The sequence below is a fragment of the Streptomyces sp. NPDC090499 genome, from assembly GCF_044769305.1.
In the GTDB taxonomy this organism is placed as follows: domain Bacteria; phylum Actinomycetota; class Actinomycetes; order Streptomycetales; family Streptomycetaceae; genus Streptomyces.
This window is the reverse complement of the sequence record NZ_JBIVXP010000042.1, coordinates 1-12,663: the sequence shown is the minus strand read 5'-3', so window position 1 is coordinate 12,663 and position 12,663 is coordinate 1. Positions and strand designations below refer to the sequence as shown.

General features: G+C 62.0%; 12 protein-coding genes. 9 read left to right on the top strand and 3 right to left on the bottom strand.

Features of this window, described 5'->3' with window-relative positions; translation table 11 throughout:
• Window positions 1-443 precede the first annotated feature (443 nt).
• The 3 genes from ACIQVL_RS51265 to ACIQVL_RS51255 all read left to right on the top strand — a co-directional run bounded on the left by ACIQVL_RS51265 (window position 444) and on the right by ACIQVL_RS51255 (window position 2,751).
• Window positions 444-1,373, top strand: coding sequence for a phosphotransferase enzyme family protein (locus tag ACIQVL_RS51265; protein WP_403479278.1), 930 nt, complete (start codon window positions 444-446; stop codon window positions 1,371-1,373).
• Window positions 1,374-1,619: 246 nt separating this feature from the next.
• The gene (locus ACIQVL_RS51260; RefSeq protein WP_403479277.1) at window positions 1,620-1,988 is read left to right on the top strand and encodes a hypothetical protein; all 369 of its coding nucleotides are present in this window, start codon (window positions 1,620-1,622) and stop codon (window positions 1,986-1,988) included.
• Window positions 1,981-2,751, top strand: coding sequence for a hypothetical protein (locus ACIQVL_RS51255; protein WP_403479276.1), 771 nt, complete (start codon window positions 1,981-1,983; stop codon window positions 2,749-2,751). Before ACIQVL_RS51260 ends, ACIQVL_RS51255 begins: the two co-directional genes overlap by 8 nt.
• A gap of 29 nt (window positions 2,752-2,780) precedes the next feature.
• Here the strand turns inward: ACIQVL_RS51255 and ACIQVL_RS51250 are convergent, their stop codons facing one another.
• Entirely contained in the window at window positions 2,781-4,028 is a 1,248-nt protein-coding gene (locus ACIQVL_RS51250; RefSeq protein ID WP_403479275.1) for a hypothetical protein, read from the bottom strand.
• A 403-nt stretch (window positions 4,029-4,431) separates the two neighbouring features.
• On the opposite strand from ACIQVL_RS51250, the gene ACIQVL_RS51245 reads away from it, so the two are divergent.
• From ACIQVL_RS51245 to ACIQVL_RS51230, 4 genes are all read left to right on the top strand, one after another.
• The gene (locus tag ACIQVL_RS51245) at window positions 4,432-4,995 is read left to right on the top strand and encodes a bifunctional DNA primase/polymerase (protein WP_403479274.1); all 564 of its coding nucleotides are present in this window, start codon (window positions 4,432-4,434) and stop codon (window positions 4,993-4,995) included.
• The gene (locus ACIQVL_RS51240; RefSeq protein WP_403479273.1) at window positions 4,982-5,296 is read left to right on the top strand and encodes a hypothetical protein; all 315 of its coding nucleotides are present in this window, start codon (window positions 4,982-4,984) and stop codon (window positions 5,294-5,296) included. The genes ACIQVL_RS51245 and ACIQVL_RS51240 overlap by 14 nt, the downstream gene beginning before the upstream one ends.
• A 3-nt stretch (window positions 5,297-5,299) precedes the next feature.
• Window positions 5,300-5,629 carry a hypothetical protein gene (locus ACIQVL_RS51235; RefSeq protein ID WP_403479272.1) on the top strand — a complete coding sequence of 110 codons (330 nt, stop codon included), beginning with the start codon at window positions 5,300-5,302 and terminating at the stop codon, window positions 5,627-5,629.
• Between the two features lie 1,065 nt (window positions 5,630-6,694).
• Window positions 6,695-7,105 carry a hypothetical protein gene (locus ACIQVL_RS51230; protein WP_403479271.1) on the top strand — a complete coding sequence of 137 codons (411 nt, stop codon included), beginning with the start codon at window positions 6,695-6,697 and terminating at the stop codon, window positions 7,103-7,105.
• Window positions 7,106-7,685: 580 nt separating this feature from the next.
• Here the strand turns inward: ACIQVL_RS51230 and ACIQVL_RS51225 are convergent.
• Together ACIQVL_RS51225 and ACIQVL_RS51220 are read right to left on the bottom strand one after the other, a co-directional pair.
• Window positions 7,686-8,363: a DUF4145 domain-containing protein gene (locus tag ACIQVL_RS51225; protein ID WP_403479270.1), complete on the bottom strand. Its 678-nt coding sequence runs from the start codon at window positions 8,361-8,363 to the stop codon at window positions 7,686-7,688.
• A gap of 464 nt (window positions 8,364-8,827) precedes the next feature.
• A complete protein-coding gene (locus tag ACIQVL_RS51220; protein ID WP_403479269.1) occupies window positions 8,828-9,154 on the bottom strand; it encodes a hypothetical protein in 327 nt (108 codons plus the stop codon).
• A gap of 1,231 nt (window positions 9,155-10,385) precedes the next feature.
• Between ACIQVL_RS51220 and ACIQVL_RS51215 the strand changes: the two genes are divergently transcribed.
• Complete coding sequence (locus ACIQVL_RS51215) at window positions 10,386-11,663, top strand: GTP pyrophosphokinase family protein (protein ID WP_403479268.1); 1,278 nt, start codon at window positions 10,386-10,388, stop codon at window positions 11,661-11,663.
• A 248-nt stretch (window positions 11,664-11,911) separates the two neighbouring features.
• Entirely contained in the window at window positions 11,912-12,553 is a 642-nt protein-coding gene (locus tag ACIQVL_RS51210; RefSeq protein ID WP_403479267.1) for a hypothetical protein, read from the top strand.
• Window positions 12,554-12,663: the final 110 nt, after the last annotated feature.

Genomic DNA, 12,663 nt, shown 5'->3' with positions numbered 1-12,663 from the left:
TACCCAGCCGAGCGCCCCGAAAGCACCCCCGCGCTACCCAACACCACCAACGCGACCGCCGGTTGATCGGCTACACCACGAGAAGGGACACGACCCGCGGTCGACGGCGCCCGGAGTGTGTCGGAGGTGTGCCGCGTGTATCGCAGATGGTGCGCGAACAGTGAGAGACAACGAGAAAGAGCGGGAGTCAGTGAGACTGACTCCCGCTCTCTCAAGTCGGCATCCGCCCTGGTCAGAGCCTGATTCTTGCTGACTGACCGGCGAGTGCCCCCGGCAGGATTCGAACCTGCGCACACGGCTCCGGAGGCCAGGTGGGGCTGAGGGGCTACCGGTGCCCTGACCTGCGCCGGAGGGCGCTGCCGCCTGAGGGGCGAGCAAGATCATTACGCCCCTATTACGTAGGCAGCCTGTCGGCCGATGGGTCCGGCCCGTATCGTCGAGACATGATCTCGGGCAGCAGCGGGGGACCGGACGGCGGCGGCATGGAGTTTACGGCGGAGGGCTTGGGGCCCGTGCTCCAAGAGGCCTGCGCAACGGCTGGGCTCGACTCCCGCGGTGCCGAGTTGCTGCGTCTCGGTTCCAACGCGGTCTATCGCCTCACCTCGTCACCCGTCATAGTCCGCATCGCGCGTGACCCATCGGTCCGCTCGGAGATGGGGCGGGCTGTGGGCGTGGCCCGATGGCTGGAGACGCAGGACTTCCCGGCCATGCGTGTGCCGGCCTCGACAGCCCAGCCGCTCGTTATTGCCGGCCGCGTGGTCACCTTCTGGGAGAGCGTCCAGGAGCGCGAAGAGTACGCAACAGTCGGCGAGCTGGCCGACCTGCTCCGCCGTCTGCACTGGTTCGAAGAACCTGAATCTCTCGGCTTGCCGTACTTCGATCCGCTGGCCAAGGTGGGGGCGTCCCTGGAAGGGCTGGACGGCGTCTCGGATGAGGACAGGACGTTCCTGGAAGAGCGAGCGGCGAGGCTCGCCAAGGACTACGACCGGCTGGACTTCGTACTTCCCTTCGGCATGATCCATGGCGATGCGAGCATCGGGAACATCCTCCGCCATCGGGACGGGCACGCGGTGCTGATCGACCTGGACGGCTTCGCTCTCGCGCCGCGTGAGTGGGATCTGATCCAGACAGCGATGTTCTATGACCGGTACCGCTGGCACACCAAGGCGGAGTACGCGGAGTTCGTGCACCGGTACGGCTTCGACCTGATGAACTGGCCTGGGTACGAGACCTTGGCTGATCTCCGCGAACTGATGATGGTTGCCTGGCTCGGCCACCAGGTCGCTGCTAGCGAGCGTTCTGCGGCGGAGTTCGCGCGACGCGTGCGATCGCTACGGACCGGCGAGGGACGGGACACGTGGGGCCCGTTCTGAGCGGGTGTTCTACGGCTTTCACCCGCGCTTGAGTAGCAACACCGTGCGCCTGAGATGCGGACCTTGACTCCGAATCGTCCCCATGGATCAAGTGTTCATAAAAGATCACAAGAGGTTCTGGAGCATTGGCTTCCCGGACAAACCCCCGCTCTGGAATGCTGAACCGCATCAGCTGCGAGCAGTGCTCAGGGGGAGGCTATGCAGTGGACGACGTGTATCACTTGTGGCGCGCTGGGTGGCCTTGTCGTGGAGATCGTGGTCTTCTACGGGCGTATCGCTGCGTGGCAAGCGGCCCGCCATCGCGCCTTGTCACGGAACAGGACGAGAGATCAGCTACCGCCGCTCGGCAAGTACATCGACGTACCCTCCGATGCCTTGGCGGCCCTTACCCGGCTCTCCCTGGGCGCGAGCGCTGGATGGATCTTCTCTCCTCAGTTGACCGGAGAATTCGCGGCCGTCGCGGTTGGAGCCTCAGCTCCGGCGCTGCTGCGGCAACTCGGCAGCGCGAAGACCGTCCAAGCGGCGATCAACGGAAGTCGCTCCGCCGTTGCGGCCCTCGAACCGGTCCAGCACTCCGCCACCGTGCCGGATGGGGCGGAGGTCGGCCATGAGTGATCTTCGTCAACGCTATTGGGCGTCTCTGACTGATTCCAGGGACGACAACCTTGAATCGCTGGACCGCACCATCGAACACGGGCGACGCAAGGACCGGACCCTGTGGCGCAGGTACCTCGCCTCGTTGCTCGACATCGAACTAACGGAAAATGCCGCGGCCGGGAATTCAAAGCACGGTCCAATCATCGCAGTCCGGGGCATGATCGCTCCCGTCCGTGGGGGCTGGCTGGCTATCGCCGCTTCCGCGCTTCTGGTCTTCGGAGCCGGGTTCGGCACCTCGTTCTTTCTGAACGACCAGAGAGCGGTAGCGTCGCCCGTGGTCATCGGTGCCGCACCCACGCTGCCCGCAGGGGCGCGCAAGGAGGACGGAGGGTATGCCTGGGTCCTGCCCAAGGGTTGGAGGCGGGATGTGAAGACGGCTGCCGAGGTGCACTACACCTCCCCGGACGGCACTCAGGAGCTCGTGGCCAAGTCTGCACTGGCCCGGGGCGACCTGATGAAGACCTGGCAGGCCTCAGAGCAGGCCGCCTCCCAAGCCGAGAACTATCGGAGGATCAGTTTTCAAAGGGCCACTTTCCGCGGCTGGCCCGCGGTCGTCTGGGAATACACTTTCACGTTGCAGGGGAAGAACTGGCACGCCCTGCTCCTTGGCTTCGACGCCTACGGTAAGTCGTACCAGATCAACACCTGGTATCAGCCCGAAACAGGGGTCCAGGCGCTCAAGAACTACAGCGTGGTGAAAGACAGTTTCACTGTGCTGTGAAATTTTCGAAATGCTCTTTGAAATAAAAATCAGAGAACGAGTTGGGCCTCGGAGGCGAGCCACAACCTGTGTTCGCGAACCTGTTCCACGAAGTTCCGCGAGGTCACGCTCTCACTCGTCGCTGCGAGGTTCTGCCGGAACTCAACGAGGTAGTTAACACATCGGGCGGACTTGAGTTGCTCCCCAAGATCAAGGGCATCGAGCACGACGCGACACGCCTCTTCGACGTCGCCTGCACGTAGATGCGCATCGGCGAGAACCATCGTCGCGAAGAAGTCGCTGCGCACGTGATTTCCGCTCATGGCGTTCTCGGCATGGGCGACGGCCTGCCGGGCGCTGTTGACGTCACGGAAGCAGTGGGCGGCTTCTGCGGCAAGCTCGGCCTCGTCGAAATAGCTGATCCACTCGGGCTCGTCGTCGTTGTTCCGGCTCTCCAGCGCCTTTGTGGCGGCGCTCAAGGCGGCTTCGCAGGCCCGGATGTCTCCGGTCCGGGCAAGCGCGCGTGCCTCCATGGCGTGGAACTGGGCGCGAAGCGTGGGCGTGGCCACGGGAGAGATACCCATGAGAGCAGCACGGGCGAGCGTCGCGGCCTGCGTATACCGGCCGAGAAACGTCGCCTGATGGCTCATGGCCGACAGAATGCTGCCGGCGAGTCGGCGGTCATTGGCGTCCTGGGCCAACCGGAGAGCTTGGAGGAAGTATCTCTGTGCCAAGCCGTGCCGACAGGCGTCGTAGGACATCCAACCAGCCAGGAGAGTTGCCTCCGCGACGGTCGAGAACAGGGCCCGACCGACCTGCTCGGTGTATTGGCCGCGCAGCAGCGGCGTCACTTCGGTGCTGAGGTACTGGATGGCTGCGTGCCGCGCGTGATCGCCACCGAATCGGTCGTCTAATTCGGCGAACATGTCGGCGGTGGTCTTGATAGCGCCCACGTCTCCGAGACCGACGCGCATTCCGTGCTGCCGTTGCCTGGGAACGGCTGGCTCGGGTGCCACCAACCACCGGAGCGAAGCTTCGCTCCAGGCAGGTTCGGAGGGCTCGGCCTGGAGCAGGGGCTCATACCGGTTGAGATCGGCCCGCCACAGTTGGCCGACGGCTTCGATGGCGCCCTCGGGGCTTTCCGGATAGCCGGCGTCCAGGAGCCCCGTGTCCCCCTCGCCTTCGTGGTTCAGCCCGAGTTCGGCGGCACTGAGGTCGTACGCCTCGCACAGCAACGGACCGTAGAAGTCGTCCGGCGCGCTATGCCCGTTCTCCCAACTGGCGATACGGCGCTTCACGCTCGCATCTGACGGGAGCTGGTGGCCACGACGCGTTGCGGCCTGGCGGAGTTCGCGCACCAACCGCGGCTGACTCCAGCCTCGAACCACACGGGCTTGCCGTAAGCGAACGCTGGTCGGCTCCATCGAAGACGTGACCGTTCCCTCCGCACTGGCCCGTTGGCGCAACTCTTGGGCGCGTGACTCCTCGACCCTACGACCGAATGTACGCGCTGCTCATTGCTGAGCGCTGCAAGTAATCGGAGATCGTGAGCGATTGCAACGCGACGGGGGATGACGCGTGCGCGGGTGACGCGTCATCCTCCGTCACCTCTCGTCATCTGCCCTGGCCAGGGTGGTGCCCCTGAGTCTGGACACAGGGCGGCATCGGGGCCGCAACTGAGTCTGACCGAGGTGAGATGACGTGCAGAGGATGACCAGGAGGGGCATCGAATGGCTCTCCGCGGCGGCTGACGATCCAGAGGGGTGCCGCGCCACCTGGATCGATGACCCCCGTGCACCGTACATGCTGCCGACCGGCCGCTACTTCGACGTGGTGACGGTGGATCAGCGGGTCGGCATGGAGACCTTCGACCAACTGCTCCGCCGGGGCCTGCCGTTCGGGCCTACTGTCCTCGATCACAAGGCACAACGTGTGGGCTTCTTCCTGGGCTCGCGGAGCCAGGAGACTTTCCTTCACTACCTCGCACGGGAAGAGGGCACTGCACCCGCCTACCGCTACCTGAGCCGCGGCTCCGCGGTCGTCGTCCCTGGCCCCATTCCCCTGCGCGGGGACCGTTACGAGTGGCTGCGCGCCCCGACCCGGCGGCCGATGGCCAACCCGCTCCGTCCGGTGGCCCTGGCGACCATGCTCGTCGCCTCCGCCGAACTGCTGGCTCGGGTGGACCGGTACGGCGAGCGCTACCGGGCCGCGGACACCTTCGGCCTCTCCGCGATTGAGGGGGCTCCGATCGATGGGGCGGGATGATGCCACCGACCGGCACGACGCTGCCACCTGGTCACCGTTGGACAGTGACGGTTGGTATGCCGCGCGCAACGCCACCACCGCCCTGCGGGACGCTCTGATCCGGGCGGGACTGGAGAGGGACTTCCCTTATCTGCGGGCCGAATTGAATGCTTTCGGGCATGGCTTGGTCGAACTCGGGCGCGTGTCGCCGGCCACCGCGGAGCGACTGGCGGAGCTGCTGCGGCTGGCGCTGGCTTCGGGCTTGCAGCGGCTAGCGGAGAGCGGTGATGAGACGACCGAATCTCGTGAGGAAAGGGGCTGAACCATGACCGACCGATGGGGCGTAGTCGCCAAGCGTGCGGAGAACCTGATACCCGGCGTCCCCTACGTCCGCGGCTGGGCACAGGCTCGACGCAGCGCCGGCGCCCTGGCTGAGCAGCTGACAACCCTGGGCTTGGAGCCGGACTTCCCCGGCCTTGCCGCTGACGTGAACGTCTCGGGCGACGGCTTGGTACGCCTCGGCAGCATCCGTCCGGAGGCAGCGCTGATGCTGGCCGAACTGATCGTGTCGGGCCTCACGGCGGAGACGGCTCCCCACGGTGTTACGGCGGCGAAGGGAACCATGGCTACGCGTCGAAGCTCGTCCGCAGCTTGATCACTTCGCCTCCGGATCTCCGGCAGGTTGCGGTTCGAGCGTGCTCCTGCGACCGGCCGGCTGGCGCCGTATGTTGCCGTTTCCCTCGGTGGATGACGTCCACTTGCTCCGCGCTATGTCTCTTCGCTGTCGGTCTGCCGCTCGGCCGGGACCGGCGCCCCAGCGCCGCAGCCCGGGCGAACGGCAGACCGAATTGCTCGGTGGCTGGCTGAGGCACTCGTAGATGACCTGCATGAGAGGACATCAGCTTGGGACGCTGGGGGCATCCAGGGCTCATTCTGAGGCTGACCTGTAGCTGACCGGTGTCGGCGCTTCGTGCGGGGTCGAACGATTCCCTCGATTTCGCGACGCTTTGATTCGGTGAAGCCCTGTGCGGTGGCGCATGCCGGCGGTAACCTCAGGAGATCCCTGGGGTATCGCGGGATTTGATCAAGGGGGCGACGATCCGAAGGCAAATGGAGCTATCGCTAATAGCCGGACCAATACCTCGACCGGGACGGCGCCTGCTTCTCGCTGGTAGCGCTAGCGTCTTGTACTTAGCGCTGTTGATATCCGCTCTAATGCGCGATTGGGATATTCAGAAGTTGACGTCCAATCCCTACATCGTTGCATTGACGATAGGGTTGGTGGGTGTCGTCTGCTGTACCATCCCAAACAATTTCGGTTCAAGCACTCTTCTGGATCGGAATACGGATAGGCGGTGGGAATATCTTTCCGAGTTGTTGACGTCTCAAAATTCGAGGGATCGAATTCGGTCGGACTATGAACGATCGATCCTGCTGGACCCCGCGGGCTATCAAGAACAGTTGCGGGAGGCTGGCGCCGAGCTCGACAGTGACGAAGCTGCATCGGGGATCGAGGAAATAACTGTCATGCTGGGCGGGGCGTCGTTGCTGCTAAACCCCGAATCAGAATCTTCACAGCGTGCCATGAACTACGCGGGCATGAGCGTGCTGGAGGTCTTCCGTATCCTTGGCCCTCCGCCCCCCGGAATCCGCGGTCCGCGTGATGACGGAGGGGGAGGAGTGCCCGGCCCTGGTGCCGGTGTTCCGAGTGGGGGACGCCGTGGCTGAGCCCGAAAGAGACGACCTTCTGCGCGGCTCCGGGGAAGACGTAGTAGCAGCAATGAACGCGTGGAAGGACCTTCCGGCCGCGCATCTCAAAGTTGCTTTGAACTTCTGGAATGAGCGCATGACTGCAGATCATGAACTTAGAATGACGAAGGAACGGAATCGCAACCGGCTTGATATCATGGGCATGGTCGCCGCTTTTGTTATCTCCATATCTTCTGTGGGTAGCGCTATAATTTTCGGCGCCATTGAAAACTATGTAATGGCGGGAGTCATGCTCGGTCCAAGCGTATTCGCTATCATGAAGCTTTTCATCACACGCAAGGCGGACAAGGCGGATCTCAAGGCATCAGGGTCAGCCCTGAACGTAATCTCTCAACCAGGAGGGCCGCCGGTTATCCCGTAGGCAGTGGACCTCGTTGAGCCAAGATTTATTACTGGGCGCTACGTCGCGACCCAGGGAGGCGGGAGTTTTTCCGCAACCATGTGATCACATGGACGCTTCGAAGGGCAGCCTGCTCTTACCGTGGCTCCCTGCTGTTCCGCGCTCGATCTGGGGCACTTGTGGTCTAGCGTCCTGAGTGTTGCCGTAGTGGTGCAATCGTCAGCGAAGGCGCCACTCCCAGCGGCTAGCCGACGCCTCCGCGTTCCCGGCCGCGAGCTTGACGACTACTTTGATCTCGGTGGTGCACTTGATTCCCGGGCATGACCAGCAGAGGGCGGTCCAGTTCGTAAATGGCGTCTGGATCGAAACGCAGCTCGTTCAACGGTAACGCCCTGTGCACTAGGGCCGGTTCGCCTTGCAGTCTCATGCACCCATGATGCGATGGCCTCGGGGAGCACCGCTTTAGGACCGGCCTGAGCCTGCTTCGGGTGCTGTTGCGGACTGGTGCGACGGCCGGACAAAGGTGCTGATGTACACCCCCGTCCGGCGTCGTTGATATCAGCCGTGGATGTCATACACATCCATCAGGCGGTGGAGATCTTCAGGAACTACCAGCGGGGCTGCCGCCGGGGGGCGTCGATCGACGCAATTGAAACTCTGCATACTTGGCGGTGAAGACGTAGATGTAGTCGAGCAGTGCTTCGGCGAGGTCCAAAGCATCTCTGGCATCTTCCCGGCTTACCGCGTCCTTGCTGAAGTGAGCACCTTGATTGCCAAGGACGCGTAGGGCCTGCGCCCAGTCAAAGAGGCGACCTTCGATCTTGTCCGCGTCACGTAGCTCGCCCAGGGCGTCAAAGAGTGCCTTCTTGCGCGTACCTTGATCGACGCACATGCCTTCAAGCGTTCGCCGGACCATCACGGCGGTAGCGGTGTAAAGCTTGGCGCCGAAGCAAGCCCGAGCCTCACGCATCTCTCGGGCTATCGCCATCGGGATGCTGGGGCTCAACGGCCCCGAGGAGTCGCTGGGCCACTCGCGGATAGGATCTGTCCAGCCCCATACGTTTCCAGCCTCCATCTGCGCTGTCTGCACGAGGAGCTGAGGGGCGCGGCATTTGTCGCACGATACAAGTGTGTACAGCGTGGGCGAGAACTCGTCGTCGCCCTCCGGAGCGAGCTCCCAAGTCCCTCGCTGCGTGCTGAGAGTGTGCGTATCGCAGTAGGAACACTGGATCAGCATCGGTCGCAGGGAAGCGTTCCCCCACCCGTTCATGGTCGCCATCCTGCGAGCGTAGCGGCGGGATTAATCCCACAGGGGATCAATAACCAAGTCCGGACCTGTCTTCTTGAGCGGCCTCGGACGGCCCAGCTTTGCTGCGCTCAACGGATGGCCGGCACCTTCGATGTGCGTACGTCTGAACCTCAGCCGATGACAGTTAGCCACGACGGCGGGCGCGACAACCGACCACGCACGCGTATGCCTCGCGGCGCCCCACCGGCCTCAGCCACGCTGCCGATGCCGTCGACCAGAGCAAGCCGCGACGGCCTGCCCGTGACCACGATGCTGAAGCACTCAGCTTGGGAAGCTGCGGGCATTTGGGGGTGGTTTGGGCGCTGACCTGGGCGAAAGCCTGCGCTGTGGGCTCGTCGGGCTTGGCTGCTTTCGCCGTGGTTCCCCGCTGCTCCCCGCCATGTCTGGTGCGCTTGTGGTGCGTTCGCCGACGCCTCCGCCTACTCGGCGGGCCTCTACAGATCCACACGTGTCTCGCTGTCGCCACGTCTGAGAAGGACGTGCGCCGGCCTGAACGGCAGACTGCGGAGGGTCGGCTCCAAGACCTTGAACAGAGCATCGGCATCGGGGCCGTAGGCGTACACGACGGCTTCGCCTCCTCCGAACTCGTTCCCATCGACCTCCCCGACTCCTGCCTGCTCAGTCGCTGCCTCCATCGCCTGTTCAGCTTCGTAGATTCGCTCACGCTGGTCGACGTCGCCGAAACCGTCACTGGCAAGCCGAAAGTGTGCGATCACGGCGTGCTCCTCATCCCCGCTATCAGGGGCAATGGGTGTCTCCATGCCGGACACACTGTCATCGGGGTCTGACACTCTCACCGCTGTGTCCGACTCGGATCCGCATCACCAACACGCTTTCCAACTGTGGTGGTGGGGTGCTGGCGCGAGTGCAGGGGCGTTCACCTGCGTTCATGGACGGCTGGCTGCCGGTGCGGGGACGGCTTGGGGTCTCGCCTGAACGGCCGTGAACGGGGCTGAATGAGACGGAAACTGAGACGGCCGCCCGTGGTCCTAGAGCTGACCTCGCCACCATGGCACGTCCAGGTTGTCAGCCGGGATGACCTTGGCTCTTGCCAGAATCTTCCCGTCGAGGGCCCGCACGAGGGCGCGCAACTCACGCGCGCTTTTCCTGGGCAGTGCGTGAAGCACGGCTTCGAGGTGCTCGCGGAAGTCGGCGCCGTAACACCCGCACTCAGGGATTCGGCAATCGGGACCCGTGAGGGGGTCTACAAGGTGCCTGAGGGGGCCATGGGCATAGGCCTGCCAGTGCCAGAACGCTTCTTCTGTGGCTTCGGGCCAGAAGCGAGTTCGCTCCAGCCGACGCAGGTCAGCTGTGCAGCCGCCGGACAGGCGATCAATGAACGGGTACCGTCGCCGCCTCCAGGGGCGAATAGGGAGATCACCCCGCAGGGCTGACGGGCGCCTACGCGGCATTGCCCCTTCGGTTGTCGGTCATGGGGGCAAGTTACAGAATCACGCGTCTGGTGGCCACCGCGTACCCGGTGGCCGAAGCCCTGAGCTTGGGAAGCTAAGGGCGTTCACGGGAGGTCGCCGAACCGACCTGTGGCGATGCCGTGTCGGAGCCTGAGTCTCCGCCGGCCTGCTCCCCGCTGTTCCCCGTGGTTACCCGCCCGATCTGGCACGGCTGCGTCGCCAAGCAGTGCGGCAAGTTCCCTCAGGTCGTTCGCGACCATGACTTGAGCGAGGCGCCCGGCGATGGCCACGACCTCTGGCCAGGCGGATGCCCAGAGATTCGGCACACCTGTCGAGGAGGCCTAAAGCCGCCGCGGCGGCTCCGCCGCGGCGTGCGCTCGGTTGCCGATCTGGCTAGGTGGAGAGAGATGCTTTCCCCGCCACCCATCGGACAACAGTAGGGCAAAAGGGGTGAAATACCTAAAACGGGTGTATTGGGTTTGACCGTGAGGGCTTGTCCGACCCAAAATCCCATGAACGTTGCGGCATCCGGCATGCGTGCCGCATTCTAATTAGCAACACTCGCCACAGGGGGGGCTCGATGGGGTTGATCGAGGAATTTATCGAGCGCTATGTGAAAGAATACGACTTCTATAGTCAGGCTGCGCGACTGGTAGCACAGACGCTCGAAAAGGAACTCCACTCTACTGGCATTCGATGCATCGTCAGTTACCGGGCCAAGGATATTGATCGCCTAGAAGACAAATGCCGCCAGCGCGCACCTAAGAAGCGATACCGAAATGTGAGTGACATCTTTGCCGATATTGTCGACTTGGCTGGGGTAAGGGTAGCCCTCTACTTCCCCGGCGAGCAAGAGCAGGTCGAAAATCTAATCGCACAGCTCTTCACTCATCTTGAAGGCAGGAAGGTTTTCCCTGGAGAGGATGGAGCCGAGCGCACCGAGCGGTTTGCTGGCTACTCGGCTGTGCACTACCGGGTGCAACTCAGAGAGCAGAATCTCGGCGAATTGGACAAGAGGTACGCTAAGGCCCGCGTTGAGATCCAGGTAGCCTCTGTACTCATGCACGCCTGGTCGGAAGTGCAACATGACCTCGCGTACAAGCAGTTGGGCGGCGACCTGTCTGATCAGGAGCGTGCCATCATTGATCAACTCAATGGGCTTGTGATTGCTGGCGAGATCTCATTGCAAATGCTACAGCAGGCAGGGAAGAGCAGGGTGGCAAGGAATGAAAGAAACTTCCTAAACCATTACGAGCTGGCCGCTCATTTGCTGAGTCACGCTAATGACTTGTTCAAAAAGCCAGTTGGCGAAGCTGGACTCGGCCGCGTTGATAGACTTTTTGATCTACTCAAGAAGATCAAAAAGACTACCCCCGCAGAACTTGAGCCGTATTTGGAATCTCTTCACGGTGAACTTGAGATGCGTCCATTGGCAGAACAGGTCATCGATGCTCTTCTTTCCGAGGATCCGTCCCTCTACAAGAACTACGATAAAACTCGGGAAGATTTGCCCTCTAACCGTAGCAGCGTATCAACCGAGGAGATTGAAAGTGCACAGGCGCTACAACGCTTCCTGCATAGCTGGGTAAAGCTCGAAGACGTGCTGAATGAATTGGCAGGCACCAGTGCCACGAGTTCAGCAAAGGGGACGAAATTGCCAGTCTCTCAGCTCTTGAAGATTGTGACTTTGCCGCCTGGCCTGAAGGGGGAAATTGACTATCTGCGACGTGTACGGAATTCCGTTGTCCATGGCAGGATGGACGCCCTCGCGAGTAACTTGGCTGCGTCAGCTCAGCACCTTGATACCATCATCGCTGAAATCGAAGCCTATTCACCTGAGGAGCAAATAAATCCGTAGCGTCAAATGAGTACCCTCCGCAAGGAGACTGGTCGGGAGAATTGAGCAGGGAAGTTCACCGAAAGCTCGCTTGGGTGGCGGCATCCGCGCGGGGGGCCGATCGCATCATGAATGAAATTTATCGCGAGATCACGAAGATGTAGCAACTTACGTCGTTCTAGCCCGACCCTTATCGCTATACTATACCGCCCGGTTCGGACAACTCAGGAAAGTTCGAATAGTCCTGAGCGTGGTGTAGTGGTGTCTAAATGGGAGTTTTTGTGAGTCAGCCTAGCAAGCCTGAGGCGTCAGGTGTTATCGCTGCTACTGCGATGTTCGTCGAGGTTCTCGTGATCGGTATTGGTTCCTTCGCTGCGCTCGCAGGCTGCGTGTCGGCCGTGGCTGGTTATTCCAATATGCACAAAGCCGGGCCACTTCTTGCATCTACTCCCGCTTCTGGGGCAGCGTTGGCTTTCTCGTACGCGCTTGGCGTCGCTGTTGATCGAGCCGCCGACTTCTTGCTAACGCCATATCGACGGAAGCTCCGTAGCCGTCATTTTCCATCGAATGTTGATTACCGCCTAGCTCGCCGAACTGTTGCCGAATCGCCACACATTGCGGCTATGGCAGATTACGCTCGATCACGGATGAGGGTTTGCCGAGGTTGGGTCCTCAATAGCCTGCTCTTGTCGATTGCTGCTGCTCTGCTAATTTCGCGTTTCCCGGTTCAAGATCGCGCGATATTGATTACTGCCAGCGTCGTGCTGGGTGGAATAATTGCCGCAGGATTTTTTGCGGCTTGGATGAATATCACAGAGACCGGCTACAAGAAGCTTTCGCAGCAAGCATCGGAGATCGGAGCGATTGTTCCAGGTCAAGGCGATGGCGCAACTGCTACTGCTAGTACTTAAGATCCGCCCATTCTCAGAGGGCATTTGATCTAGGCGAATTGCCCTTTCTATGCTAGTAGGTCCCTCGCCAGGTTGGTGTCGTTTCGTCTGTTATGCGCTTTGCGAGGTTG